This window comes from Pseudomonas sp. 3MA1 (assembly GCF_029237275.1).
Taxonomy (GTDB): domain Bacteria; phylum Pseudomonadota; class Gammaproteobacteria; order Pseudomonadales; family Pseudomonadaceae; genus Aquipseudomonas; species Aquipseudomonas fluorescens_AP.
This window is the reverse complement of sequence record NZ_JAACFX010000002.1, coordinates 756650-781876: the sequence shown is the minus strand read 5'-3', so window position 1 is coordinate 781876 and position 25227 is coordinate 756650. Positions and strand designations below refer to the sequence as shown.

Below are 25227 nucleotides of genomic sequence, written 5' to 3'. Positions count from 1 at the left end.
CGGAGGGGCCTATGAGCTATGTGATCGACCGACGTCTCAATGGCAAGAACAAGAGCACGGTGAACCGCCAGCGCTTCCTGCGGCGTTACCGTGACCATATTAAAAAGGCTGTCGAAGAGGCCGTCAGCCGCCGCTCCATCACCGACATGGAGCACGGCGAACAAATCAGCATTCCCGGGCGGGATATCGACGAACCGGTGCTGCACCACGGCCGTGGCGGCAAGCAGACCGTGGTCCATCCCGGTAACAAGGAATTTACCGCCGGCGAACATATCGCCAGGCCTCAGGGCGGCGGCGGTGGCGCAGGCCGCGGCAAGGCCGGCAACTCCGGCGAGGGCATGGACGAATTCGTCTTCCAGATCACCCAGGAAGAATTCCTCGAGTTCATGTTCGAGGATCTGGAACTGCCCAATCTGGTCAAACGCAACCTGACCGGCACCGACACCTTCAAGACCGTAAGAGCGGGGATCAGCAACGAAGGCAATCCGTCGCGGATCAACATCATCCGCACCCTGCGCTCGGCGCACGCCCGACGCATCGCCCTGTCCGGCAGCAGTCGGGCCAAGCTGCGAGAGGTGAAGGAAGAACTGGAACGCCTGAAACGAGAAGAACCAGACAACTTCGGAGATATTCAGGAACTTGAAGCAGAAATCGAGCGCCTCAGCGCGCGCATTCATCGCGTGCCATTTCTCGACACCTTCGACCTCAAGTACAACCTGCTGGTGAAACAGCCCAACCCCAGCTCCAAGGCGGTGATGTTCTGCCTGATGGACGTCTCCGGCTCCATGACCCAGGCCACCAAGGATATTGCCAAACGCTTCTTCATCCTTTTGTACCTGTTCCTCAAGCGCAACTACGACAAGATCGACGTGGTCTTCATCCGCCACCACACCAGCGCTCGCGAAGTGGACGAGGAAGAGTTCTTCTATTCCCGGGAAACCGGCGGGACCATTGTCTCCAGCGCGCTGAAGCTGATGCAGGAGATCATGGCCGAGCGCTATCCAAGCAACGAATGGAACATCTACGCCGCACAAGCCTCCGACGGCGACAACTGGAACGATGACTCGCCCATCTGCCGCGATATCCTGATCAACCAGATCATGCCTTTCGTGCAGTACTACACCTACGTGGAGATCACGCCGCGAGAGCATCAGGCCCTGTGGTTCGAATACGAACGTATCGCCGAAGCCTTCTCCGACACGTTCGCCCAGCAACAATTGGTTTCGGCCGGCGATATCTATCCGGTCTTCCGTGAACTCTTCCAGCGCAGGTTAGTGACATGACCGCCAGAGAGCAGAAACGCCAACCCATCTCCACCGGCTCGGAATGGACGTTCGAGCTGATCCAGGCCTACGACCGCGAAATCAGCCGTATCGCAGCCCGCTATGCCCTGGATACCTATCCCAACCAGATCGAAGTGATCACCGCCGAGCAGATGATGGATGCCTATGCCTCGGTGGGCATGCCTTTGGGTTATCACCATTGGTCCTACGGCAAGCACTTTCTCAGCACCGAAAAGTCCTACAGCCGCGGGCAGATGGGACTGGCCTACGAGATCGTGATCAATTCAGACCCATGCATCGCCTACCTGATGGAGGAGAACACCATCTGCATGCAGGCCCTGGTGGTCGCTCATGCCTGCTATGGCCACAACAGCTTCTTCAAGGGCAACTACCTGTTCCGCACCTGGACCGACGCCAGCTCGATCATCGACTATCTGGTGTTCGCCAAGCAGTACATCATGCAATGCGAGGAGCGCCATGGCATCGATGCCGTGGAGGACCTGCTGGATTCCTGCCATGCCCTGATGAACTACGGCGTCGACCGCTACAAGCGGCCTTACCCAATCTCCGCCGAGGAAGAACGGCGCCGGCAGAAGGACCGGGAAGAGCACCTGCAGAAGCAGATCAACGACCTGTGGCGCACCATCCCCAAAGGCGCGGACAAATACAGCGACAAGGACAATGCTCGCTTCCCCGCCGAGCCTCAGGAAAACATCCTGTACTTCATTGAAAAGCACGCGCCCTTACTGGAGCCCTGGCAGCGGGAAATCGTGCGCATCGTGCGCAAGATCGCCCAGTACTTCTACCCGCAGCGCCAGACCCAGGTCATGAACGAGGGCTGGGCGACCTTCTGGCACTACACCCTGATGAATGATCTGTATGACGAAGGCCTGGTGACCGACGGCTTCATGATGGAATTCCTCGCCTCCCATACCAGCGTGGTCTACCAGCCGGGCTTCGACAGTCCTTACTACAGCGGCATCAACCCCTACGCCCTGGGCTTTGCCATGTACCGGGACATCCGCCGCATTTGCGAGGAGCCCACGGAAGAGGACCGCCGCTGGTTCCCGGAACTGGCCGGCACCGACTGGCTGTCGAGCATCAAGTTCGCCATGAGCAGCTTCAAGGACGAAAGCTTCATCCTGCAGTACCTGTCGCCCAAGGTGATCCGCGACCTCAAGCTGTTCAGCATCATGGATGACGACCAGAAGGACGACCTGCTGGTGCCGGCGATCCACGACGAAAGCGGCTATCGGATCATCCGCGAAACCCTGGCCGCGCAATACAACCTGGGCAACCGCGAACCCAACGTGCAGATCTGGAGCATCGACCGCCGCGGCGACCGCTCACTGACCCTGCGTCACCAGCAACACGATCGCAAACCCCTTGGCGACTCCACCGACGAGGTACTCAAGCACCTGCACCGCCTCTGGGGCTTCGACATTCACCTGGAAACCCTGCAGGGCGATCAAGTGGTGAAAACCCATCACGTCCCGCCAAGAGGCGATCACAACGAAAACGACTACGGTCGGCTCGACCTGGCAGTCATCCACCTCTAAGCCCAACAACAGTCCTCCGTCAGCGCGGCACAAGCGTTATTCTGTCGCGCTAACGGAGGTTTTTTATGCGGATTTACAAAGTCGGCGGCGCAGTGCGCGATCGCTTGCTGGGCAGGCCGGTCACCGATATCGACTGGGTGGTCGTAGGCGCCAGCGCAGAAGACATGATCGCCCAGGGCTTTCGCCCGGTTGGCGCCGATTTCCCGGTGTTCCTGCACCCCAAGAATGGCGAGGAATACGCCCTGGCCCGAACCGAGCGCAAGAGCGGACGCGGTTACGGCGGGTTTACCTTTCACGCCAGCCCGGAAGTCACCCTGGAAGAAGACCTGATTCGCCGCGACCTGACGATCAACGCCATGGCCGAGGATGACCAGGGTGTGGTGACCGACCCCTATAACGGCCAGAAGGATCTTCAAGAGCGGCTGTTACGTCATGTTTCCCCGGCATTCGCCGAAGATCCTCTTCGAGTGCTGCGAGTGGCGCGATTTGCCGCGCGCTATGCCAGCCTGGGTTTCAGGGTGGCCACAGAGACGCTCGAACTGATGCGTGAGCTCAGTGAGTCAGGCGAGCTTCAGGCCCTCACGGCGGAGCGCAGCTGGAAAGAGATTTCCCGGGCCCTGATGGAGGAGCAGCCCCAGGTCTTCATCCAGGTACTGCGGGACTGCGGCGCCCTGGCGGTGCTGATGCCCGAGGTCGACGCCCTGTTCGGCGTTCCCCAGCCGGCAGCGCACCATCCGGAGATAGACACCGGCCTGCATACCCTCAGCGTTCTGCAGCAGGCGGCGCTGCACCAACAGCCCCTCTCGGTACGCTGGGCGTGCCTGCTGCACGACCTGGGCAAAGGCGTGACTCCCGAGCAAGAGTGGCCACGGCACATCGGCCACGAACACAAGGGACTGGAGCTGATCAAGGCCGTCAACGAGCGGTTCAAGGCGCCTCGGGAATGCCAGGAACTGGCATTGCTGGTCGGCCAGTACCACACCCATGCCCACAAGGCGCAGGAACTGAAGGCCTCGACACTGCTGGAGCTGCTGCAAAGTTTCGACGTGTTCCGTCGCCCGCAACGCTTTGAAGAGTTCATTGGCGCTTGCGAAATGGATGCCCGCGGGCGGTTGGGATTGGAGTCGCGACCTTACCCCCAAGCCGACTATCTGCGCAGCGCGGCCAATGTAGCCCGGGCCGTGGCGGTCCAGCCGCTGCTTGAGCAAGGCTTCAAAGGCCCGGCGCTGGGCGAGGCGTTGAGACTGGAAAGACTGAAAGCGCTCAAGGCCTACAAGGAACTGCCCAAACCTTGAGCCCCTCGCGGGCAAGGCCCAGGCCTTGCCCACCTCAGGAGCCATCGGCTGGGGACTAGAGCCCCGGAGGCGTCAGTTGCCGGCCCTGCCACTCGAATGCAACCGGCGCCAGCACCTGATCGATCTGCGCCTCACGCCAAAGCGCCGCCAGGCTCTTGCCGGCCAGCGGATGCACCCGCTCAGGGGCCATCAGCGACAACGGCCAAAGCACAAAGGCATTCTTCAGGATCTCGGCGCGAGGCAGGATCAGGCCATCGAAATTGCCGGTCAGATCGCCGTACAGCAGCACATCGATGTCCAGCGGCAAGCCTTTGCGATCCGGAGCATAGCGGCCATTGTCCGCCTCGATGAACTTCAAGCGCCGATCCAGTTCGGTCAACGGCAGATCGGTGTAACCCGACACCACCAGATTGAAGAACGGGCCGCTCTTGATCCCCACCGGCTGGCTTTCGAACACCGCCGAGCAACGCATATCCACCAGGAAGCCGGCCAGGGCATCAAGCCCGGCGCACAGGTGGACTTCACGCTCGATATTGCTACCAAGCCCCAGAAACACCTGAGTCAGCGACATCCGCGCTCGATCTCCACGCCCACGCCCGTGGCAGCCGGAACGGCACCCGGCTTGGTCAGTTTCAAATGCAGCCAAGGGATGTGGAATTCGCTCATCAGCACTTCAGCAAGACGCTCGGCAAAGGTTTCCACCAACTGGTACTGGGCCTGCTCGGCAAACGCCTGGATCCGCGTGGAAACGCTGGCGTAATCCAGTGCCAGCGTCAGATCATCCCCGGCGGCGGCCGGGCGATTATCCCAGGCAAAGCTCAGATCAAGACGCAGACACTGTCGGATGCCACGCTCCCAGTCGTAGGCTCCAATTACGGTGTCCACTTCCAGTCCTTCGATAAACACTCTGTCCAAGCACTCTTCTCCGCAGCACGACAAGGGCGCAATGCGCCGTTAGAATCAGGGCTTCCTCGCCCGGAATAGTTAGCATGTTTTGGTTACTGGCGATTCTCGCCTACCTGCTTGGCTCTCTGTCCTTCGCCATTTTGCTCAGCCGCCTGACGGGCAATCCCGATCCGCGAATGAGTGGCTCGGGTAATGCCGGCGCCACCAACATGCTGCGCCTGGCCGGCAAGAAACTCGCCGTCCTGACCCTGCTGGGGGATCTCTGCAAGGGCCTGGTGCCCGTACTGATCGCGCACCTTGCGGGGCTCTCGCTGCAACAACAGGCCTGGATCGGACTCTACGCCGTCCTTGGCCACCTGTTCCCTCTGTATTTCCGCTTTCGCGGCGGCAAAGGTGTCGCCACCGCCGCCGGCATGCTGCTGGGGCTCTATCCTCCAGCCGCCTTGCTGGCCGTCGCCGCCTGGGCGCTGACCTTCTACCTCACCCGCACCAGCTCGCTGGCCGCCTTGATCGCCACGCCCCTGACCCTGCCGCTGCTGGCCTGGCAGGAGCCCGAGGCGCTGCTGCCGATGAGCGTGCTGACGCTGCTGATCGTCTGGCGCCATCGCGGCAATCTACGCGACCTGTTTGCCGGCCGCGAACGGCATTTCTGAGCCCTCGACGATCAAAAGACTCAAGCTGACGCCGCCGCGCGCGCTCTAAAGGGCCGACAACTGCTCCATCGGCCAACGCGCCTGCACAGTGATCGCCAGGCCCTCCTGCTGCCCAGCCTGCAAACGCTGACAGCCGGCAAAGGCGATCATCGCGCCGTTATCGGTGCAGAACTGCGGGCGAGCATAGAACACATTGCCGTTCATCTCCGCGAGCATCTTTTCCAGAGCCTCGCGCAAGGACTTGTTGGCGCTCACGCCCCCGGCGATCACCAAGCGCTTGAGGCCGGTCTGCTTCAGGGCGCGCTTGCACTTGATGGTCAAAGTCTCCACCACTGCCTGCTGGAACGCGAGGGAGATGTCGCAACGGGTTTGCTCACCGTCGTCTCCAGCGCTGACGCATTGCTGCCAGGTGTTCAGGGCGAAGGTCTTCAAGCCGCTGAAACTGAAATCGAGACCAGGGCGATCGGTCATCGGCCGCGGGAAGACAAACCGTCCCGGTACGCCTTGAGTGGCCAGACGAGCAATTTCCGGCCCACCGGGATAATTCAGGCCGATCATCTTCGCGGTCTTGTCGAACGCTTCGCCTGCCGCATCATCCAGCGTCTCGCCCAGCAGCTCGTATTGGCCGATGCCGTCGACCCGAACCAGCTGGGTATGACCGCCGGACACCAACAAGGCGACGAACGGAAATTCCGGTGGTTGCTCTTCCAGCATGGGCGCCAGCAGATGACCTTCCATGTGATGCACACCCAGGGCCGGAATACCCCAGGCAAATGCCAGCGCCTGGGCACAGGAAGCCCCTACCAGCAGGGCGCCGACCAAGCCGGGACCGGCGGTATAGGCGATGGCATCGATCTCGGTGGGCACACAGTCGGCCTCAGCCAGAACCTGACGGATCAGCGGCAGCATGCGCTTGACGTGATCACGGGAAGCCAGCTCCGGCACCACGCCGCCGTAGACGCGGTGCAGGTCGATCTGGCTGAACAGCGCATCGGCCAAAAGGCCGCGCTCGCTGTCGTAAAGCGCGACGCCGGTTTCGTCGCAGGAGGTTTCTAATCCCAGTACTAGCATGGGTTTGCGCCTTGTAGAGGCTGAATTCGAAGGCGCGCATAATAGTCGCCACTTCCGCGCCCGACCAGCGGTTTTCGATCAGAGGCTTTGCATTCCGAGCGTTGAGGGGTTAACATCCGCAACCCTTAAAAACCGACGACCTCAGCCGCGATTTTTGCGACGAGAACGTTGACCCCGGTAATGAATGAAGGTAGCTCTGGATGCCAGCCGTCAAAGTTAAAGAGAACGAACCCTTCGACGTAGCTCTGCGTCGTTTCAAGCGCTCCTGCGAAAAAGCCGGTGTTCTGGCTGAAGTTCGTAGCCGCGAATTTTACGAGAAGCCGACTTCCGAGCGTAAGCGCAAAGCAGCTGCTGCTGTTAAGCGTCACGCCAAGAAAGTTCAGCGCGAACAGCGCCGCGCCGTACGTCTGTACTAATACACAGACGTTCGCTGCAAGCTTCTGCCAAGCCCGGCCCTCAGCCGGGCTAATGGCATTTGCGGAATACGCTTGATGCTTCACCGTCAAAGCCGCCCATGCGACCCAGACGAATCTGCTTCACCACGTCAGACCTGGCTCTTGCCAGCGGTGCACGTCTTTTCTGACGAGCCTTCCAAGGCTACTGACGAGCACACCCTTACTGATTCCTACAGACGATCAGCCCAAGGCGCACTTCTCCAGCGCCCGCTTAATGAGCTATCCGAGGCCACTCAAAGGCCACTGTCGGACTCAGCGCAACACCTTCAAATAGTCGAATACTGATTGAAACTAACGTCAGTGGACGTTCGGCAGATACACTTCCCGACTGCGATCACGCCGAAAACCCGAACCGAGCCGCGCCACTTTCACGCCTCGCCGCCTCCGGTCTTTCGACAGCGTCGCCAGGGCTATTTTTCCGCGCAGTGATGACGAGAACGCCATGGCCGGGCTTATTCCCCAGAGCTTTATTGACGACCTTCTGAACCGCACCGACATCGTCGATGTCGTCAGCTCGCGCCTGCAAATCAAGAAAGCCGGCAAGAACTACACCGCCTGCTGCCCGTTCCACAAGGAAAAGACCCCTTCCTTCAGCGTCAGCCCCGACAAGCAGTTCTACTACTGCTTCGGCTGTGGCGCGGGCGGCAACGCCCTCGGCTTCATCATGGACCACGACAACCTGGACTTCCCCCAGGCCGTCGAGGAACTGGCGAAAGCCGCCGGAATGGAGATCCCCCGCGAGGAAAGCAGTCGCGGCCAGCGCAAACCCCGACAGCCCACGGACTCTCCGCTCTACACGCTACTGACCGCCGCTGCCGACTACTATCGCCAGGCTCTGAAAAGCCACCCGGCACGCAAGGCAGCAGTGGACTACCTCAAGGGACGCGGCCTCACCGGCGAGATCGCCCGCGACTTCGGCTTGGGCTTCGCCCCGCCCGGCTGGGACAACCTGTTCAAGCACCTGAGCAGCGACACCCTGCAGCAAAAAGCCATGATCGACGCCGGCCTGCTGATCGAGAACGCCGAGACCGGCAAGCGCTATGACCGCTTTCGCGACCGGGTGATGTTCCCGATCCGCGACACCCGCGGCCGGATCATCGCCTTTGGCGGCCGGGTGCTGGGGGATGACAAACCCAAGTACCTGAACTCCCCGGAAACCCCGGTGTTTCACAAGGGGCAGGAACTCTACGGCCTGTACGAGGCCCGCAAGAACAACCGCAACCTCGACGAAATCATCGTCGTCGAGGGCTACATGGACGTGATTGCCCTGGCCCAGCAAGGCCTGCGCAATGCCGTCGCGACCCTGGGCACCGCCACCAGCGAGGAACACCTCAAGCGCCTGTTCCGCATCGTGCCCAACGTGCTGTTCTGCTTCGACGGCGACCAGGCCGGACGCAAGGCCGCCTGGCGCGCCCTGGAAGCCACCCTCAGCTGCCTGCAGGACGGACGCCGCGCACGCTTCTTGTTCCTTCCGGAAGGCGAAGACCCGGATACCCTGGTGCGCTCCGAAGGCACCGACGCTTTCCGCGCCCGGATCAACCAGCACGCGCAGCCGCTGGCGGATTACTTTTTCCAGCAACTGATCGACGAAGCAGACCCGCGCTCCCTGGAAGGCAAGGCGCATCTGGCCACGCTGGCTGCGCCGCTGATCGAAAAAATCCCTGGGGCCAACCTGCGCACCCTAATGCGCCAGCGCCTCAGCGAGATCACCGGCCTGACCAGCGAAACCGTCACGCAACTGGTCCACAACGCCGCGCCAGAAGCGCCGCCAGCCTACGACGCCGGCATTGATTACGACGCAATGCCGGATTACGCCGACTACCATGAGCCCCACCAGGAGGCCTACGCCCCTCAACAGGAGTGGACGCCGAAGAAAAATGGCGGCGGCAAGAAATGGGACAACAAACCCTGGGACAAGAACGGCAAGGGCAAGCGCCAGGGCGATCGCGACCAACCCAGGGGCCAGCGGGTTCCTGCGCCGGTGGAGCCTCCGACACTGGCGGCCCTGCGCACTTTGCTGCATCACCCGCAGTTGGCAGAAAAAGTTGAAGATGCCGGGCACTTTGCCGATGACGACAACATCAATACACAGTTGCTGGTCGCTCTGATCGAAGCCGTGCAGAAAAATCCTAAGCTACGCTCTATTCATCAGTTGATGGCGCGCTGGCACGGCACTCAGCAGGGCCACCTGCTGACTGCACTGGCAGAAAAAGAGTGGTTGATCGACGGAGATAACCTTGAACAACAGTTTTTCGACACCATTAATAGCTTGTCCGCTCGCCAACGCGAGCGTGTTTTAGACCAACTTCTCAGGAAATCGCGTCAAAGCGAGCTCAGCAGCGAAGAGAAAATTCAGCTGGTTGAGCTTTTAAAACGCAATGTTCCCGCATCAAACCCGACCTCAACTGGCGCGTGAGGTCATAGCTCGGGTATAATCCTCGGCTTGTTTTTTGCCCGCCAAGACCTTCAGTGGATAGGGTGTTATGTCCGGAAAAGCGCAACAGCAGTCTCGCCTCAAAGAGTTGATCAGCCGTGGACGTGAGCAGGGTTACCTGACTTACGCGGAGGTCAACGACCACCTGCCGGAGGATATTTCAGATCCGGAACAGGTGGAAGACATCATCCGCATGATCAACGACATGGGGATCAACGTATTCGAGAGTGCTCCGGATGCGGATGCCCTTTTGTTGGCCGAAGCCGACACCGACGAAGCAGCAGCTGAAGAAGCTGCCGCAGCGTTGGCGGCTGTGGAAACCGACATTGGTCGCACTACCGACCCAGTGCGCATGTACATGCGCGAAATGGGCACGGTAGAGCTGCTCACACGTGAAGGCGAAATCGAAATCGCCAAGCGTATCGAAGAGGGCATCCGTGAAGTGATGGGCGCAATCGCGCACTTCCCTGGCACGGTGGATCACATCCTCGCCGAATACACTCGCGTCACCACCGAAGGTGGCCGCCTGTCTGACGTTCTCAGCGGGTACATCGATCCGGACGACGGCATTACGCCGCCTGCCGCCGAAGTGCCGCCGCCTGTCGACACCAAGACCGCGAAAGCGGACGACGACAGCGACGACGAAGAAGCTGAAGCGACCGAAGACGAAGAAGAAGCCGAAAGCGGTCCCGATCCTGTTATTGCCGCACAGCGCTTTGGCGCCGTCGCCGATCAGATGGAGATCACCCGCAAGGCACTGAAGAAGCACGGCCGCGAGAACAAGCAAGCCATCGCCGAAATGCTGGCCCTGGCCGAATTGTTCATGCCGATCAAACTGGTTCCGAAGCAATTCGAAGGCCTGGTTGAACGTGTACGCAGTGCCCTGGATCGCCTGCGTCAGCAGGAACGCGCCATCATGCAGCTCTGCGTGCGTGATGCCCGCATGCCGCGTGCCGACTTCCTGCGCCAGTTCCCGGGCAACGAAGTGGATGAAAGCTGGACCGACGCCCTGGCCAAAGGCAAGACCAAATACGCCGAAGCCATTGCCCGCCTGCAGCCGGACATCATCCGTTGCCAGCAGAAGCTGACTGCTCTTGAAGTCGAAACCGGCTTGAAGATCGCCGAGATCAAGGACATCAACCGTCGCATGTCGATCGGTGAGGCCAAGGCCCGCCGCGCGAAGAAAGAGATGGTTGAGGCCAACCTGCGTCTGGTGATCTCCATCGCCAAGAAGTACACCAACCGTGGCCTGCAGTTCCTCGATCTGATCCAGGAAGGCAACATCGGCTTGATGAAAGCGGTGGACAAGTTCGAATACCGTCGCGGCTACAAGTTCTCGACCTATGCCACCTGGTGGATCCGTCAGGCGATCACTCGCTCGATCGCCGACCAGGCCCGCACCATCCGTATTCCGGTGCACATGATCGAGACGATCAACAAGCTCAACCGCATTTCCCGGCAGATGCTGCAGGAAATGGGTCGTGAACCGACCCCGGAAGAGCTGGGCGAACGCATGGAAATGCCTGAGGACAAGATCCGCAAGGTATTGAAGATCGCCAAAGAGCCGATCTCCATGGAAACCCCGATCGGTGATGACGAAGACTCCCATCTGGGCGACTTCATCGAAGACTCGACCATGCAGTCGCCCATCGATGTGGCCACCGTTGAGAGCCTGAAAGAAGCGACCCGCGAAGTACTCTCCGGCCTCACTGCCCGTGAAGCCAAGGTCCTACGCATGCGCTTCGGCATCGACATGAATACCGACCACACCCTCGAGGAGGTTGGTAAGCAGTTCGACGTGACCCGTGAACGGATTCGTCAGATCGAAGCCAAGGCGCTGCGCAAGCTGCGCCACCCGACGCGAAGCGAGCATCTGCGCTCCTTCCTCGACGAGTAAGCCCAAGACCCCCAGCCCAGCTGGGGGTTTTGCTTTTTGCAGGTCCTCACTCTCCCTCGCTGCCCAGCCCGTCTACACTCGAAACATTCCCCGTGCCATAACGAGACGGTTATGCCCAGACTGTCGGCCATGCTACTGCTGGCGCTGCTTACCTGGACGGCGACGGCTGGCGCACTGACGCTCACCGATGAAGAACGTGGCTGGCTCAAGGCTCACCCGCAACTGCGCCTGGGGGTGGATGCTTCATGGCCGCCGTTCGAATATCGAGACGAAGAGGGTCGCTACCAGGGCCTTGCAGCGGACTACATCCACCTGATCCAGGAACGCCTGTCAGTGAGCCTGACGCCCATCGAGCCCGCCAGCTGGACCGAGGTGCTCGAAGATGCCAAGCAAGGCAAGCTGGACCTGCTGCCCGGGATCATGTCGACCCCGGAACGCCAAAGCTACATGGCGTTCACCCGCCCCTACCTTGATTTCCCCATCGTCATCCTGGCCCACAGCGGCGGCGCACAACCGCGCAACCTTCAGGACCTTTACGGCCTGAAAGTGGCCGTGGTGGAAAACTACGCCCCCCACGAACTGCTGCGCACCCATCACCCAGACCTGAACCTGGTCGCCCTGCCCAATATCAGTTCCGCACTGCAGGCCCTGGCCACCGATGAAGTGGATGCCGTGGTCGGTGATCTGGCCTCCAGTGTCTGGAGCCTGCGCCAGCTCAAGCTCGAGGGCCTGTATGTCAGCGGCGAAACACCTTATCGCTACCAGCTGGCGATGGGCGTCCCGCGGGACAGCAAGATCCTGGTGGGCATTCTCGACAAGGTCCTGGCCGACCTCAGCCCCGATGAAATCAGCGCGATTCAACAGCACTGGGTCGGCAGCGTCCTCGACCACCGGACCTTCTGGTCCGACGTGTTGCTCTACGGGCTGCCCGGGCTTCTCTTGCTGGTCACCGTGCTGGCGGTGGTGATCCGTATCAACCGCCGCCTGAGTTCGGAAATCTCCCGCAGGGTGGCCCTGGAACAGGAACTGCGCAGCAGCGAATACCACTACCGCAGCCTGGTGGAGAGCCTGTCGGCCATCGCCTGGGAAGCACGCGTCAGCGACTTCACCTACAGCTACGTCTCGCCCCACGCCGAAGCGCTACTGGGCTATCCCCTGGCGCACTGGCTGGTTCCCGGGTTCTGGCGCAACATCATCCACCCCGCCGACCTGACCCGGGCCCAGGCGTTCTGCGACCACGAAGTCCAGGCCGGGCGCGACCACAGCCTCGACTACCGGGTGATCACCGCCGACGGCCGCTGTCTCTGGGTACGCGACATCGTCAGCCTGATCGAGCACGGCCAGGAACCGGTGATGCGCGGGCTGATGATCGACATCAGCGAAGCCAAGCACACCGAAGAAGCGCTACGCCTGTCCGAGCAGAAGTTCGCTTCGGTGTTCCAGCAGTGTCCGGACATCCTGGTCATCGCACGCCTGTCCGACGGCTGCCTGCTGGAGGTCAACAAGGCCTTCGAGGAACAGATCGGCCTGAGTGCCGAAACAGTCATCGGCCAGACCGCCACCGAGCTGAACATCTGGGGCATTCCAGGGGTCGGTCCCAGCCTCTTGCAGCGTTTGCAGGCCGGCAGCATCCGCAACCTGGAGATGCCCTTTCGCCGCCACAGTGGCCAGTTGTTCACCGGGCTGATCTCCGCCGAACCCTTTGACCTCGACACCACCCCGGCGCTGGTGGTGGTGGTGCGCGACATCAGCCAACTCAAGGAAACCCAGCAGCAACTGCAAACCTCCGAAGAGAAATTCGCCAAAGCGTTCCACGCCTCCCCGGACGGACTGCTGCTGAGCCGCCAGCGCGATGGCCTGCTGATCGAGGTCAACGAGGGTTTCAGCCGCATCACCGGTTTCAATAGCGCCGTGTCACTGGACCGCTCGACCCTGGAGCTGGGGATCTGGGTCAACCTCAACGAACGCAAACAGATGCTCGACCTGCTGCAACGCGACGGGTTTGTCCGTGATTTCCGTTGCCACATCCGCCGCAACGATGGCCAGATCCGCCTTTGCGAGTTGTCCAGCCGGCCGCTGCCCATCGGCGATGAAGACTGCATGCTGACCATCGCCCGGGACATTACCGATCGCCAGCAAATGCAGGAAAAACTGCAACAGGCCGCCACGGTGTTTGAAAGCACCGCCGAGGGCGTGATGATCACCGATACCCAGCAGCGCATCAGTGCGGTCAATCGGGCCTTCAGCGAAATCACCGGCTACAGCGAAAGTGAAACCCTGGGCCAGACCCCGCGCCTGCTGGCATCGGGACTGCACGACAGCGCCTTCTACGCCGCGATGTGGCATCAACTGACCCTGGAAGGCCACTGGCAAGGCGAGATTTCCAACCGTCGCAAGAACGGCGAGCTCTACCCCAACTGGCTGACCATCAACGCCGTGCGCAACAAGGAACGGCAGATCACCCATTTCGTCGCGGTGTTCGCCGATATCTCCAGCCTCAAGCACGCCCAGGCACGGCTCGACTACCAGGCCCACCATGACCCCCTGACCGGCCTGCCCAATCGCACACTGTTCGAAAGCCGCCTGCTGGCCGCGCTCAACGGCCAGCAGGACAGCGGCGGCCAGGGCGCGGTGCTGTTCCTCGACCTGGATCGCTTCAAGCACATCAACGACAGCCTCGGTCACCCGGTGGGCGACCTGCTGCTCAAGGGCATCGCCGTGCGCCTCAAGGAACAGCTACGCGACATCGACACCGTGGCTCGCCTGGGCGGGGACGAATTCATCATCCTGCTGCCCGGGCTGCACCAGGCCAGCGATGCCGACCACATCGCCACCAAGTTGCTGAACTGCTTCACCGCGCCGTTCCAGGCCGGTGAACACGAGTTCTTCATCAGCGCCAGCATCGGCACCAGCCTCTACCCCAAGGACGGCTGCGACGTCGCCACCCTGATCAAGAACGCCGACGCCGCCATGTACCGTTCCAAGGCCAAGGGCCGCAACCGCGTCGAACGCTACACCCGCGACCTGACCGCCCAGGCCAGCGAGCGGGTAGCCCTGGAACACGAACTGCGCCGGGCCATCGAGCGCGATGAGCTGTCGTTGTTCTTCCAGCCCAAGATCAGCCTCAGCAACCAGGAACTGGTGGGCGCCGAAGCGCTGATCCGCTGGCACCACCCCACCTTCGGTGATGTCCCGCCCGAGCACTTCATTCCCCTGGCCGAAGAAAACGGCATGATCCTGCTGATCGGCGACTGGGTCCTGGAACAGGCCTGCCAGCACCTGCATGCCTGGAACCAGCACTATGAGCACTTCGGACCGCTGTCGGTGAACCTGGCCGGCGCCCAGCTGCGCCAACCCAATCTCTTGGGCCGCATCGAACAGCTGCTGCGCGACTACGACCTGCAACCCGGATTGCTGCAGTTGGAGATCACCGAGAACTTCATCATGAGCCAGGCCGAGGAAGCCCTGGAAGTGCTGCACCAGCTCAAGCGCCTGGGGGTGCAACTGGCCATCGACGACTTCGGCACCGGCTATTCGTCCCTGAGCTACCTCAAGCGCCTGCCCCTGGACTTCCTCAAGATCGACCAATCCTTCGTTCGCGGCCTGCCGGACGACCCCCACGACGTGGCGATTGTCCGCGCCATCATCGCCCTGGGCCGCAGCATGCAATTCACCGTGATCGCCGAAGGGGTGGAAAACCATGACCAGCAGAGCTTCCTCGCCCAGGAAGGCTGCGAGCAGATTCAGGGCTACATCGTCAGCCTGCCGCTGGAAGCCGAGGAGTTCTGCGAGACCTTCCTGCAGATCCGGGTTTCCGATTTTTCGGATAGCACAGCCGAGAAACCATCGCTATAATCCGCGGCCTACTGAGGGCCTATAGCTCAGTTGGTTAGAGCAGAGGACTCATAATCCTTTGGTCCACGGTTCAAGTCCGTGTGGGCCCACCATCTTCAAAGCCGCGCCATGTCGCGGCTTTTTTGTGCCCGCAAGTTTTGCCAGGGAGCCGGGTAGGCCCCGCTTCACACGGTCTGTTTCAGGCCCGCTCAAAGTCGCAACGCCTGGCGCGCGACCATGAAAAAGCCGCGCATTGCGCGGCTCTTTCAGGCTGTCGAAACGCTGCTTCTACTTGGGCAGCGCGTAGGCGATCACATAGTCGCCGCGATCCGGCGACTGCCGCGCACCGCCTGCGGTGAGCAGGATGTACTGGCGGCCCGTCTTGGGCGAGACATAGGTCATCGGGCCCGACTGGCTACCCACGGGCAGGCGCGCTTTCCAGATTTCATTACCGTTGCCGGTATCGAACGCCCGCAGGTAGAAGTCCTGGGTGCCAGCGAAGAACAGCAGGCCGGATTGGGTCGCCAGGGACGCGCCCAGAGTCGGCATGCCAATCGGGATTGGCAGGTGCATGCGAATCCCCAGCGGGCCGGTGTCCTGCACGGTGCCCACCGGCACCTGCCACATCAGTTTGCGGGTCTTCAGGTCGATGGCCGACATCGTGCCGAACGGCGGTTTCTGACAAGGAATACCGGCCGCCGAGAGGAAGCGCTGACGCATGGCACCGAACGGCGTGCCGTCCTGGGGCACCACGCCCATTTCGATGCCGCTGGCACCGGCGCCAATCTGATCCCGGGGGATCATGTAGTTGGCCAGGCCCAGGCGCATGTCGTTGACGAACATGTAGTGGCTGGTCGGATCCACCGACACGCTGCCCCAGTTCATGCCACCCAGGGAGCCGGGGAACTGCAGTGCGTGATCCAGGCCAGGCGGGGTGTACACGCCCTCATGGCGCATGCCCTTGAACTGGATGCGGCACATCAGCTGATCGAACGGGGTCGCGCCCCACATGTCGGACTCGGTCAACGTCTGGTTGCCGATCGACGGCATTTCCACCGAGAACGGCTGGGTTGGCGAATAACGCTCACCCGGGACATTGCCCTGAGGCACCGGACGCTCTTCGACCCGGGCAATCGGCTGGCCGGTCTCGCGGTTGAGCAGGAAGATCTCGCCCTGTTTGGTGACCTGGGCCAACGCCGGTTGCACGCCGCCCTTGTCGTCCGGAATGTCATACAGCAGCGGCTGTGCCGGCAGGTCGAAATCCCAGAGGTCGTGGTGGGTGGTCTGGAAGTGCCAGCGCACCTGACCGGTCTTCACGTCGAGGGCGACAACCGAGGAGCTCCACTGGTCATCGAACTCGCTGCGCTGACCGCCGAAGAAATCCGGCGTGGCGTTGCCGGTGGGCAGGTACACCAGGCCCAGCTTGGCGTCATAGGACATCGCCGACCAGACGTTCGGGGTGCCACGGGTATAGGTTTGCCCCGCGGGTGGACGCTTGGTGGTGGCCGGATTGCCCGGGTCCCAGGCCCACATCAGTTCGCCACTGCGCACATCGAAGGCGCGCACCACGCCCGGCGGTTCGCCCGTGGAGAAGTTATCCGCCACCCGGCCGCCGACGATGACCACGCTGCCCGCTACCAGGGGCGTCGAAGTCTGCTGGTAATAGCCCGGCTTGATCTCGCCCATGTCGGTTTTCAGATCAACCGTGCCCTGGTGGCCGAAGTCTTCACAGGGCTTGCCGGTTTCAGCATCGAGCGCAATCAGGCGGGCATCGCCGGTCGGCAGGAACAGGCGCCTGGTGCAAGCCGCAGGGGCGGCGGCAGGCGTCGAGGACTGGCTGACCGGGGCCGCCGAGGCGTCGAAATAGCCCAAGCCACGGCAGCGCTGCCAGTTAGGCGCGTAGCCTTGCGGGTCGAACTTCCAGCGTTCGGCGCCGGTGTCGGCGTCCAGGGCGAACACCTTGCCGTAGGCGGTGCAGGTGTAGACGGTATCGCCGATCTGCAGCGGGGTGTTCTGGTCTTCGGCGCCAGCGCCGTTGCTTTCGGGCAGGTCGCCGGTGCGGAAGGTCCAGGCCACTTGCAGTTGGCCGATATTGCCCTTGTTGATCTGGTCCAGGGCGGCAAAGCGGTTGCCCGCCGTGGTGTTGCCCCAGTGGGCCCAGTCTTTCTGTTCAGTGCCCGGTGCCACGGGCTGGATCGCCGGCACCTTGTCCGCCTTGACCAGGTGGGTCGGCACGAACATGTAGGCCAGGGTCGCCACGACGCCAACCCCCAGCAGCCCCGCCAGCCCATAGGCCCCACGCCCGGGGCGGGCACCGGAGGCACGCACCAGGGTCGGGTAGATCAGCGCCACCACCAGGCCGATCACGGCAAAGGTCAGCACCCGCGAAACCAGCGGCCAGTATTCCAGGCCCGCGTCCCAGACCGCCCAGATCGCGGTCAGCACCAGGGCCACGCCGTACAGCCTTGCGCCACGGGGATCCACCCGGGCGATCAGCACGCCGGACACCAGCATCGCCAGGCCCATCAACAGGAAATAGGCGCTGCCTCCCAGGCTCAGGAGATAGCCACCGCCCCCCGCCAGACCGAGCCCGATCAAGGCAATCAGAATGCCCAGTCCCCCGAGCAGCCATTTGCTGCCTGCGGCAGCCCCAGTGTTTTTCATCGTCAAACCTCAGCCATCTTTAAAACCAGGCCGCGAGAATGTACTAACCAGTTACTTATGACAACTTGTCGCAGGTCATTTGTTTCAAAAAACTTCTGACTGGTTGAGCGTAGCCCCGATCCAGGCAACCGCCGGGGCCAGCAGCCAGGGCTGGCGCGAGGCTGTAACATGTGCGCTCCCTCGATAGCCGTGCTGGAGCCCCCCTTGTCCGATAGCCGCCCTCCCGTTCTTGATGAAGTCGACCGTCAGCTGATCGCCGCCCTGCAGATCAATGCCCGCGAAAGCGTGGCCATGCTCGCCCGGCAGTTGGGGATCGCCCGCACCACCGTGACTTCGCGCCTGGCGCGCCTGGAAAAGACCCGGGTCATCACCGGCTATGGCGTGCGCCTGGGCCAGAGGGTGGTCGACGGCGGCTTGCAGGCGTATGTGGGGATCAAGGTCCAGCCGCGCTCCGGCAAGGAAGTATTGCGCCGCCTGAGTGGCATGGCTCAGGTCCAGCAACTGTGCGCGGTGAGCGGGGAGTTCGATTACGTGGCCTGGCTGCGCACCGACTCGCCGGAACAGCTCGACCAACTGCTGGACCAGATCGGCAGCGTCGACGGCGTGGAAAAGACCACCACCTCGATCATCCTCAGCAGCAAGATCGATCGCGGGCATGCGCTCTGAAGCAGCGCAGCCGAAGTGTTCCATCATCAATCTGAATCATATATTCGTCAGATTGATAAATAACAATGCATAACGACGACAGTTTGCGTCTTATTTACGTGTTTCTCCCTCTCTAGAATGGCTGCCATCTTTTCCTATACTCAGCGCTCTGCTGAGCCGCCCGCCAAGGTCAGCCATGAACAAGAACAATCGCCATCCTGCAGACGGTAAAAAGCCGATCACTATCTTCGGCCCGGATTTTCCTTTCGCCTTCGACGACTGGATCGAGCATCCCGCCGGCCTGGGCAGCATCCCCCAAGCCCAGCACGGCACCGAAGTGGCCATCGTCGGCGCCGGTATCGCCGGGCTGGTGGCTGCCTATGAGTTGATGAAGCTGGGCCTCAAGCCGGTGGTCTATGAAGCGTCGAAAATGGGTGGCCGCCTGCGCTCCCAGGCCTTCGAAGGCGCCGAAGGAATCATCGCCGAGCTGGGCGGCATGCGCTTTCCGGTGTCGTCCACGGCCTTCTATCACTACGTCGACAAGCTCGGCCTTGAGACCAAGCCCTTCCCCAACCCGCTGACCCCGGCGTCGGGCAGCACGGTCATCGATCTCGAAGGCCAGACCCACTACGCCCAGAAACTCGCCGACCTGCCGGCCTTGTTCCAGGAAGTCGCCGACGCCTGGGCCGACGCCCTGGAGGACGGCTCGCGCTTCAGCGAGATCCAGCAAGCCATTCGCGATCGCGACGTGCCGCGCCTCAAGGAGCTGTGGAACACCCTGGTGCCACTCTGGGACGACCGCACCTTCTACGACTTCGTCGCCACCTCGAAAGCCTTCGCCAAGCTGTCCTTCCACCATCGCGAAGTGTTCGGCCAGGTCGGCTTCGGCACCGGCGGCTGGGACTCTGACTTCCCCAACTCGATGCTGGAAATCTTCCGCGTAGTGATGACCAACTGCGACGATCACCAGCACCTGGTGGTCGGCGGCGTCGAGCAGGTGCCCCTGGGCATCTGGCGCCACGTGCCGGAGCGTTGCGCCCACTGGCCGGCCGGCACCAGCCTCAGCTCGCTGCACCATGGCGCGCCACGCACCGGGGTCAAGCGCATTGCCCGGGCTGCCGACGGCCGCTTCAGCGTCACCGACAACTGGGGCGATACCCGGGAATACGCGGCGGTACTGACCACCTGCCAGAGCTGGCTGCTGACCACCCAGATCGAATGCGAAGAGTCACTGTTCTCGCAGAAGATGTGGATGGCCCTGGACCGTACCCGCTACATGCAGTCGTCGAAGACCTTCGTCATGGTCGACCGGCCATTCTGGAAGGACAAGGACCCGGAAACCGGCCGCGACCTGATGAGCATGACCCTCACCGACCGCCTGACCCGTGGCACCTACCTGTTCGACAACGGCGACGACAAGCCGGGGGTGATCTGCCTGTCCTACTCGTGGATGAGCGACGCCCTGAAGATGCTCCCGCAACCGGTGGAAAAACGCGTGAAGCTGGCCCTGGACGCATTGAAGAAGATCTACCCCAAGGTGGATATCGCCAGCCGCATCATCGGCGATCCGATCACCGTGTCCTGGGAAGCCGATCCGCACTTCCTCGGTGCCTTCAAGGGCGCGCTGCCGGGCCACTACCGCTACAACCAGCGCATGTATGCGCACTTCATGCAGGACGACATGCCGGCCGAGCAGCGCGGCATCTTCATCGCCGGCGATGATGTGTCCTGGACCCCGGCCTGGGTCGAGGGCGCGGTGCAGACCTCGCTCAACGCCGTGTGGGGAATCATGAAGCACTTCGGCGGCGCCACCCATCCCGAGAACCCGGGACCGGGCGACGTGTTCCATGAGATCGGGCCGATTGCCCTGGCCGATTGAGCAACGGGCCACGCCAGGCGGCAAGCTCCGGGCGGGGGCTTATCGCCGCCCGCGCCAGCCGCTACAGTGGCCGGCCAGCCAGTCAGAGGAGTGAAGACCATGCATGTCGCCTTGTACCAGTGCCCGCCCGCGCCACTGGATGTGGCCGGTAATCTGCAACGCCTGCACCGGGTGGCCATGGAGGCCACGGATGCCGATCTGCTGGTGCTGCCGGAGATGTTTCTCAGCGGCTACAACATCGGCCTCGAGGCGGTCAGCGCCCTGGCCGAGGCCCAGGACGGCCCCTCGGCCCAGCGTATCGCCGCCATCGCCCAGGCAGCGGGCACGGCAATCCTCTACGGCTACCCGGAACGCGGCAGCGACGGCCAGATCTACAACGCCGTGCAGTTGATCGACGCCCAGGGCCAGCGCTTGTGCAACTACCGCAAGACCCACCTGTTCGGCGACCTCGATCACTCGATGTTCAGCGCCGGTGCGGATGACTTCCCGCTGGTGGAGCTCAACGGCTGGAAGCTCGGCTTCCTGATCTGCTACGACATCGAATTCCCGGAGAATGCCCGACGCCTGGCCCTGGCGGGCGCCGAGCTGATCCTGGTGCCGACGGCGAACATGATTCCCTACGACTTCGTCGCCGATGTGACGATTCGCGCCCGGGCCTTCGAGAACCAGTGCTACGTGGCCTACGCCAACTACTGTGGCCGGGAAGAGCAGATCCGCTATTGCGGGCAAAGCTCGATCGCCGCCCCCGACGGCAGCCGGATCGCCCTGGCCGGGCTGGACGAGGCCCTGATCATCGGCACCCTGGACCGCCAATTGATGAACGAATCCCAGGCACTGAACCGCTACCTGGCCGATCGTCGCCCCGAGCTGTACGACGACCTGAGCAAGCGCTGATCCGCCCATATCCGCTAGCATGGGCGCTTCTCTGTTCTGGAAGTGCTCATGCCCGCGCTGAACCACCCCCTGCCCCCCTTGCAAACCCTGACCAACGGCCTGCGGGTGTCCCTGCGTCATGCCCCGCACCTGAAACGTTGCGCCGCCGCACTGCGGGTCTGCGCCGGCAGCCACGATGCGCCAGCGGCCTGGCCGGGGCTGGCGCATTTTCTGGAGCACCTGCTGTTTCTCGGCACCGAGCGCTTTCCCGCCGGACAGGGGCTGATGGCCTATGTGCGGGGCCAGGGCGGACAGCTCAATGCCAAGACCTGTGAACGCGCGACTGAGTTCTTCTTCGAGCTGCCGCCCAGCGCCTTGGCCGGTGGCCTGGAGCGACTGTGCGACATGCTCGCCCACCCGCGGCTGGACCTTGAGGACCAGCGCCGGGAGCGGGAGGTGCTGCACGCGGAATTTATCGCCTGGTCCCGGGATGGGGCGGCGCAGCGTCAGTTCGCGCTGTTCGACGGGCTGTGCGCCGCTCATCCGCTGCGGGCCTTCCATGCTGGCAACCGTTACAGCCTGAACCTGGCCAGCCGCGGTTTCCAGCAAGCGCTGCAGCAGTTTCATCGCGCGTTCTACCAGGCCGGACAAATGACCCTGAGCCTGGTCGGCCCCCAGCCTCTGGAAGAGCTCCGCGCCCTGGCCGAACGCTACGGCGCGACTCTGGCCCAGGGCCAGCATCTTGAGCAGCACCGACCTACCGCGCTGTTGCCGAGTGGCAGCCACCGTTATCAACAGTTCGAGGCGCAACGCCTGGACCTGCTGTTCGCCTTCGAACAACTGCCCGAGGGCGCAGCGCCTGCGCTGGATTTTCTCTGTACCTGGCTGCAGTCGGCCAAGCCGGGAGGCCTGCTTGCCGAGCTTCAGCAGCGCCAACTGGCCCAGAGCCTGCAAGCGCAGACGCTCTATGAGTTTGCCGGACAAGCCTTGCTGCACCTGCAGGTGAACCTCAACACAACGGCCGCGACGGCCACGGCCCAAGTCGACGAGCTGCTCGGGGACTGGCTGGGCTTCTTCAGGGCCCAGGACGATTGGCCCGAGCTGCGGGAGGAATATGCCTTGCTGCAACAACGTCCATTGCAGGTCGCCCGTGCTCTGGCACTGGCCCAGCGGGACAGCCGGCAGACCGTCGGAGAGCTGGATGCCCAAGGACTCGTGGCGCTCAAGGCGGTGCTCGCGCAGTTGCAGCCCCAGGTTGTGGATAACTTCAGCAGCGAATGGCGCCTGCCAGCGGCCAACCCGTTCCTGCGCAGCCCCGCCGAGGCGCCGCGGGCGGGACTGATTCGGGGACAGACCAGCGCACACCGCGGGCTGCGCAGCTTCGCCCAGGATCGCTCGCGAAGCCGCCGAGAAACCTCGGCACTGCAGCTGAGCCAGGCCCTGCCCGCAGGGGGTCATGAAGGAGCGCTGATGCTGCGTTGGCGCCTGGCCTCGCCCGCTCCGACCGGCTTGCACGAACGGCTGCTGCACAGCCTCGCGCCCCTGCGCAGCGACGCCGCCCAGGCCGGCGTGCAAGTGAGCTTCACCCGCGCGGGCGAAGACTGGTTGCTGTCCCTCAGCGGCCTGCTGCAACCCCTGCCCGCGGTGCTGCAACAAGCCCTGAAACAACTGAGCCAGCCCGCCGACGCGTTCTGGCAGGACAACCCAGCCGCCCGGGACGAGGCACAGTCAATACCCATCCGCCGGTTGCTCAAGGCCTTCAGCGAGCAGCCACGAGCCAGCGACGCCGGCACCGCACCCGCAGCGGATCTGCAAGCACTGTGGACCGACGCCCGCTGGGATGGCCTGGCCCTGGGGTTGTCCACAAGCCTGCAAGAGGCCCTCGGTCGAGTGCTGCAGCGGATGCCGGGCACCGCGGATGCCGGGCTCTGCCAGCCGCCGGCCCCCGAGACCGGGCGCCGCTGGTGGAGTCTGCCCGGGGACGCCGGCGAACAGGCGCTGTTGCTGTTCTGCCCGACGCCCGGGGCCGAACTGGCCGATGAAGCGGCCTGGCGCCTGCTGGGCCAACTCTGCCAGACGCCCTTCTATCAGCGCCTGCGGGTGGAGTTGCAGTTGGGCTATGCGGTGTTCAGCGCCGTGCGCCAGCGCAACGGCCAGACCGGCCTGCTGTTCGGCGTGCAATCGCCCAGCGCGACGCTCAGCGACATACTTCAGCACCTGGAACAGTTCCTCCAGCAGCTGCCGGAGCATCTGCAAACCCTCGGCGAACCGCTCTGGCACGAGCAGCGACAGGCGCTGGCTCAACAGTTCCAAGCCTCGCTCCTGCCCCTGGAGCAAGCCGCTGAACTGCTCTGGCAGGCGAAACTAGCCGGCCATCCGTCGGATTACCTGACGCAACTGCACGCCAGCATCCTGGCCCTCACCCCCGACGCCGTCATTCAGGCCGCCAGGGCCCTGCAGGCAGCGAGCGGCGGCTGGACAGTGCTGGCCAACGGGCCCTGCCCGGGAGCCCCTTGGCAAGCGGCACAATGATCATTACCGGCGCTGCAATGAGCTTTCTTCAGAATTGCAGGCAACCTTTTGCGGGAATTTAGTAAGATAGCCCCCTAAGCATCTGAACATCTCCCACCGGAGGTGGACTATATGTATAGGCAGTACCCGTCCCACCCACCTCAAAGGAGCATTTTTATGACTTGGTCCAAACCTGCTTACACCGACCTGCGTATCGGCTTCGAAGTCACCATGTACTTCGCCAGCCGCTGATTTCTGCCTCTGGCCGAAACACGCAGCGCAACGCCTCGGCCCGTCCGGGGCGTTTTTATTTTCAGTTGCCCACCTTGTTCACGTCGTCACCCCGGGAGTGTCCATGTTTGTCCAGATTCTAGGTTCCGCCGCCGGCGGTGGTTTTCCGCAGTGGAACTGCAACTGCGTGAACTGCGCGGGGTTTCGCGACGGCAGCCTGCGAGCCCAGGCCCGCACCCAATCGTCCATCGCGATTTCCGATGACGGGGTGAACTGGGTACTGTGCAACGCCTCGCCGGACATCCGCGCCCAACTGCAGAGCTTCGCCCCCATGCAACCGGGCCGTGCCCTGCGCGATACCGGGATTGGCGCCATCGTCCTCATGGACAGCCAGATCGATCACACCACCGGCCTGCTCAGCCTGCGCGAAGGCTGCCCGCATCAGGTCTGGTGCACCGACATGGTCCACGAAGACCTGAGCACCGGTTTCCCGCTGTTCAAGATGCTCAGCCACTGGAACGGCGGCCTGAACTGGAACCGCATCGAGCTGGACCAGAGCTTCAGCATCCCCGCCTGCCCCAACCTGCGTTTCACCCCCCTGCCCCTGCGCAGCGCCGCGCCGCCCTATTCACCGCACCGTTTCGATCCGCACCCGGGAGACAACATCGGCCTGATCGTCGAAGACCTGCGCAGCGGCGGCAAACTCTTCTATGCCCCGGGCCTGGGCAAAGTCGATGCGCCACTGCTGGAGATCATGGCCGCCAGCGACGTGCTGCTGGTGGACGGCACCCTGTGGGAAGACGATGAAATGCAACGCCGTGGCGTCGGCACCCGCACCGGCCGGGAAATGGGCCACCTGGCGCAGAACGGCCCTGGCGGCATGCTCGAAGTGCTGGAACAACTGCCCCGCCAGCGCAAGGTGCTGATCCACATCAACAACACCAACCCGATCCTCGACGAAGACTCCGCCGAACGTGCCGAACTGGTACGTCGAAAGGTGGAAGTGGCTTACGACGGAATGAGTATTGAGCTGTAGG

General features: G+C 62.7%; 18 protein-coding genes and 1 tRNA gene. 15 read left to right on the top strand and 4 right to left on the bottom strand.

Features of this window, described 5'->3' with window-relative positions; genetic code table 11:
• Positions 1 to 11 precede the first annotated feature (11 nt).
• From GWQ44_RS08725 to GWQ44_RS08715, 3 genes are all read left to right on the top strand, one after another.
• Entirely contained in the window at positions 12 to 1283 is a 1272-nt protein-coding gene (locus GWQ44_RS08725; RefSeq protein WP_016967943.1) for a YeaH/YhbH family protein, read from the top strand.
• Positions 1280 to 2842: a SpoVR family protein gene (locus GWQ44_RS08720; protein WP_016967945.1), complete on the top strand. Its 1563-nt coding sequence runs from the start codon at positions 1280 to 1282 to the stop codon at positions 2840 to 2842. Before GWQ44_RS08725 ends, GWQ44_RS08720 begins: the two co-directional genes overlap by 4 nt.
• A 65-nt stretch (positions 2843 to 2907) precedes the next feature.
• Entirely contained in the window at positions 2908 to 4137 is a 1230-nt protein-coding gene (locus tag GWQ44_RS08715) for a multifunctional CCA addition/repair protein (protein WP_275927047.1), read from the top strand.
• 55 nt (positions 4138 to 4192) lie between these two features.
• Here the strand turns inward: GWQ44_RS08715 and folK are convergent, their stop codons facing one another.
• Entirely contained in the window at positions 4193 to 4708 is a 516-nt protein-coding gene (gene folK, locus GWQ44_RS08710) for a 2-amino-4-hydroxy-6-hydroxymethyldihydropteridine diphosphokinase (protein WP_016967948.1), read from the bottom strand.
• Entirely contained in the window at positions 4699 to 5052 is a 354-nt protein-coding gene (gene folB, locus GWQ44_RS08705; RefSeq protein WP_016967949.1) for a dihydroneopterin aldolase, read from the bottom strand. The genes folK and folB overlap by 10 nt, the downstream gene beginning before the upstream one ends.
• A gap of 74 nt (positions 5053 to 5126) precedes the next feature.
• Here folB and plsY point away from each other — a divergent pair, with 74 nt between their 5' ends.
• Positions 5127 to 5696: a glycerol-3-phosphate 1-O-acyltransferase PlsY gene (gene plsY, locus GWQ44_RS08700; RefSeq protein WP_016967951.1), complete on the top strand. Its 570-nt coding sequence runs from the start codon at positions 5127 to 5129 to the stop codon at positions 5694 to 5696.
• 45 nt (positions 5697 to 5741) lie between these two features.
• On the opposite strand, the gene tsaD is transcribed toward plsY, so the two are convergent.
• Positions 5742 to 6767 (bottom strand): tRNA (adenosine(37)-N6)-threonylcarbamoyltransferase complex transferase subunit TsaD, encoded by a 1026-nt coding sequence (gene tsaD, locus GWQ44_RS08695; RefSeq protein ID WP_016967952.1) that lies wholly within the window; start codon positions 6765 to 6767, stop codon positions 5742 to 5744.
• A gap of 200 nt (positions 6768 to 6967) precedes the next feature.
• On the opposite strand from tsaD, the gene rpsU reads away from it, so the two are divergent.
• From rpsU to GWQ44_RS08670, 5 genes are all read left to right on the top strand, one after another.
• Positions 6968 to 7183: a 30S ribosomal protein S21 gene (gene rpsU / locus GWQ44_RS08690; protein ID WP_002551877.1), complete on the top strand. Its 216-nt coding sequence runs from the start codon at positions 6968 to 6970 to the stop codon at positions 7181 to 7183.
• Between the two features lie 481 nt (positions 7184 to 7664).
• Entirely contained in the window at positions 7665 to 9638 is a 1974-nt protein-coding gene (gene dnaG, locus GWQ44_RS08685; RefSeq protein ID WP_275927046.1) for a DNA primase, read from the top strand.
• A 67-nt stretch (positions 9639 to 9705) separates the two neighbouring features.
• Complete coding sequence (rpoD, locus tag GWQ44_RS08680; protein ID WP_016967955.1) at positions 9706 to 11553, top strand: RNA polymerase sigma factor RpoD; 1848 nt, start codon at positions 9706 to 9708, stop codon at positions 11551 to 11553.
• A 111-nt stretch (positions 11554 to 11664) separates the two neighbouring features.
• Positions 11665 to 15408, top strand: coding sequence for an EAL domain-containing protein (locus GWQ44_RS08675; RefSeq protein ID WP_275927045.1), 3744 nt, complete (start codon positions 11665 to 11667; stop codon positions 15406 to 15408).
• A gap of 15 nt (positions 15409 to 15423) precedes the next feature.
• Positions 15424 to 15500 (top strand) — tRNA-Ile (locus tag GWQ44_RS08670).
• Positions 15501 to 15675: 175 nt separating this feature from the next.
• Here GWQ44_RS08670 and GWQ44_RS08665 read toward each other — a convergent pair.
• Positions 15676 to 18051, bottom strand: a complete 2376-nt coding sequence (locus tag GWQ44_RS08665) for a glucose/quinate/shikimate family membrane-bound PQQ-dependent dehydrogenase (protein WP_275927044.1) — start codon at positions 18049 to 18051, stop codon at positions 15676 to 15678.
• Positions 18052 to 18255: 204 nt separating this feature from the next.
• Here GWQ44_RS08665 and GWQ44_RS08660 point away from each other — a divergent pair, with 204 nt between their 5' ends.
• From GWQ44_RS08660 to pqqB, 6 genes are all read left to right on the top strand, one after another.
• A complete protein-coding gene (locus tag GWQ44_RS08660) occupies positions 18256 to 18717 on the top strand; it encodes an Lrp/AsnC family transcriptional regulator (protein WP_011063845.1) in 462 nt (153 codons plus the stop codon).
• 175 nt (positions 18718 to 18892) lie between these two features.
• The gene (locus tag GWQ44_RS08655) at positions 18893 to 20575 is read left to right on the top strand and encodes an NAD(P)/FAD-dependent oxidoreductase (RefSeq protein ID WP_016967961.1); all 1683 of its coding nucleotides are present in this window, start codon (positions 18893 to 18895) and stop codon (positions 20573 to 20575) included.
• Positions 20576 to 20674: 99 nt separating this feature from the next.
• Positions 20675 to 21469 (top strand): carbon-nitrogen hydrolase family protein, encoded by a 795-nt coding sequence (locus tag GWQ44_RS08650; RefSeq protein WP_016967963.1) that lies wholly within the window; start codon positions 20675 to 20677, stop codon positions 21467 to 21469.
• 48 nt (positions 21470 to 21517) lie between these two features.
• Positions 21518 to 23980: a pyrroloquinoline quinone biosynthesis protein PqqF gene (gene pqqF, locus GWQ44_RS08645; RefSeq protein ID WP_275927043.1), complete on the top strand. Its 2463-nt coding sequence runs from the start codon at positions 21518 to 21520 to the stop codon at positions 23978 to 23980.
• 156 nt (positions 23981 to 24136) lie between these two features.
• Positions 24137 to 24211, top strand: coding sequence for a pyrroloquinoline quinone precursor peptide PqqA (pqqA, locus tag GWQ44_RS08640; RefSeq protein WP_003194766.1), 75 nt, complete (start codon positions 24137 to 24139; stop codon positions 24209 to 24211).
• Between the two features lie 103 nt (positions 24212 to 24314).
• Positions 24315 to 25226, top strand: a complete 912-nt coding sequence (gene pqqB, locus GWQ44_RS08635) for a pyrroloquinoline quinone biosynthesis protein PqqB (protein WP_016962699.1) — start codon at positions 24315 to 24317, stop codon at positions 25224 to 25226.
• Position 25227 lies beyond the last annotated feature (1 nt).

Coding starts and splice junctions, on each gene's coding strand:
- GWQ44_RS08725 (WP_016967943.1), top strand. CDS start 12: ATGAGCTATGTGATCGACCGACGTCTCAATGGCAAGAACAAGAGCACG.
- GWQ44_RS08720 (WP_016967945.1), top strand. CDS start 1,280: ATGACCGCCAGAGAGCAGAAACGCCAACCCATCTCCACCGGCTCGGAA.
- GWQ44_RS08715 (WP_275927047.1), top strand. CDS start 2,908: ATGCGGATTTACAAAGTCGGCGGCGCAGTGCGCGATCGCTTGCTGGGC.
- folK (WP_016967948.1), bottom strand. CDS start 4,708: ATGTCGCTGACTCAGGTGTTTCTGGGGCTTGGTAGCAATATCGAGCGT.
- plsY (WP_016967951.1), top strand. CDS start 5,127: ATGTTTTGGTTACTGGCGATTCTCGCCTACCTGCTTGGCTCTCTGTCC.
- tsaD (WP_016967952.1), bottom strand. CDS start 6,767: ATGCTAGTACTGGGATTAGAAACCTCCTGCGACGAAACCGGCGTCGCG.
- rpsU (WP_002551877.1), top strand. CDS start 6,968: ATGCCAGCCGTCAAAGTTAAAGAGAACGAACCCTTCGACGTAGCTCTG.
- dnaG (WP_275927046.1), top strand. CDS start 7,665: ATGGCCGGGCTTATTCCCCAGAGCTTTATTGACGACCTTCTGAACCGC.
- rpoD (WP_016967955.1), top strand. CDS start 9,706: ATGTCCGGAAAAGCGCAACAGCAGTCTCGCCTCAAAGAGTTGATCAGC.
- GWQ44_RS08675 (WP_275927045.1), top strand. CDS start 11,665: ATGCCCAGACTGTCGGCCATGCTACTGCTGGCGCTGCTTACCTGGACG.
- GWQ44_RS08665 (WP_275927044.1), bottom strand. CDS start 18,051: ATGAAAAACACTGGGGCTGCCGCAGGCAGCAAATGGCTGCTCGGGGGA.
- GWQ44_RS08655 (WP_016967961.1), top strand. CDS start 18,893: ATGAACAAGAACAATCGCCATCCTGCAGACGGTAAAAAGCCGATCACT.
- GWQ44_RS08650 (WP_016967963.1), top strand. CDS start 20,675: ATGCATGTCGCCTTGTACCAGTGCCCGCCCGCGCCACTGGATGTGGCC.
- pqqF (WP_275927043.1), top strand. CDS start 21,518: ATGCCCGCGCTGAACCACCCCCTGCCCCCCTTGCAAACCCTGACCAAC.
- pqqB (WP_016962699.1), top strand. CDS start 24,315: ATGTTTGTCCAGATTCTAGGTTCCGCCGCCGGCGGTGGTTTTCCGCAG.